The organism is Bilophila wadsworthia ATCC 49260, from assembly GCF_000701705.1.
Taxonomy (GTDB): Bacteria; Desulfobacterota; Desulfovibrionia; order Desulfovibrionales; family Desulfovibrionaceae; genus Bilophila; species Bilophila wadsworthia.
In genome coordinates, this window is sequence record NZ_JNJP01000200.1 from 1 (window position 1) to 1022 (window position 1022).

A 1022-nucleotide genomic window follows, 5' to 3' on the forward strand; every position below is an offset into this window, starting at 1 on the left:
TAATGCTCCCCGGCCTTGCATAAAAGAGTGGGGCGGTAATGCCACTTACCGCCCCGATACGAAAAGGAGCCAAGTCCTTCATGTACGGATTGAGTTTGGCTCCTGCCCGCCAAAAAGTCAATGAGCAGAGCCATGACAGAGAGAGAAGCCCGCAAGCTGGCGAAGGAAGTCGTCAGCGACGAGTACGCGGTGATTGACGAAATCTGGAACCGCCGCAGGGTCAATTACCACAGCGTCGCCGCCGATTACGACAGGGACACGATCAAGGACATCAACCGCAAGCTGCCGAACCTGCTGGTAAAGAATGGCGGCGTCGCGCTGGACGAGCTGGCGGATGAATACGGGTTCGAATCCACCTGCGACCTGATCGACATGTTCCTTGCCTACACGCCGAAGCGCGTCCGGCTTGAGCAGCTTGTAGCCCAATTTTTGGAAGAAAACCCTCAACCCTCCGGCGATTATGACGGAGATGTGCCTTTTTAGGAGGCCAGAATGTCCATTGAAACCTCGTTCTTTTCGAGCAAGGCCCCGAAAGAACGGAAAGTTTGCATCGCCAAGTGGCATCGGAACTGGAGCGGGCCGCGCGCCGAGCGGTTCGCTCCGTCCGACCCGAAGGCCGTGGACTGGAAGGCGGCGTATCGTAAGGAATTGGAATCCCGTTTCCCCACGCCGTCCTCCTTGCGGCTCTACCTTCAGGAGATCGAGAAGCGGACACCGGACCCGATCCTCTGTTGCTTCGAGCTGAACCCGGAAGAGTGCCATCGCAGGGTGCTCGCCGCGTTCATCAAGGAGAACATCAACCTCGACGTTCCCGAGTGGAACGGTCGGCGGCATGACGGGCAATTCAGCCTGCTGCCGTAAACCGTAAAAAAGGCGGGGACGCCCGGTGCTACCAACACCGAACGTCCCCTAGGAAGCGGAGGGGACATCCTCACGCCCCACAAGCCGAAGGATATTCCCTCCTGACTATACAAGTCAACGGAGGGCGAAATGAGACATTCTACATGCGCCCACCGCAGAAC

Annotated in this window: 2 protein-coding genes; both read left to right on the top strand. The window is 57.9% G+C overall.

From position 1 onward, the window contains the following. Positions 1–132 precede the first annotated feature (132 nt). Positions 133–483, top strand: coding sequence for a hypothetical protein (locus T370_RS0122065; protein WP_016360844.1), 351 nt, complete (start codon positions 133–135; stop codon positions 481–483). A gap of 9 nt (positions 484–492) precedes the next feature. Further along, entirely contained in the window at positions 493–861 is a 369-nt protein-coding gene (locus T370_RS0122070; protein ID WP_029437037.1) for a DUF488 family protein, N3 subclade, read from the top strand. Positions 862–1022 lie beyond the last annotated feature (161 nt).

Bases quoted from the DNA above. Each gene is read 5' to 3' on its own strand.
- T370_RS0122065 (WP_016360844.1), top strand. From the start codon at position 133: ATGACAGAGAGAGAAGCCCGCAAGCTGGCGAAGGAAGTCGTCAGCGAC.
- T370_RS0122070 (WP_029437037.1), top strand. From the start codon at position 493: ATGTCCATTGAAACCTCGTTCTTTTCGAGCAAGGCCCCGAAAGAACGG.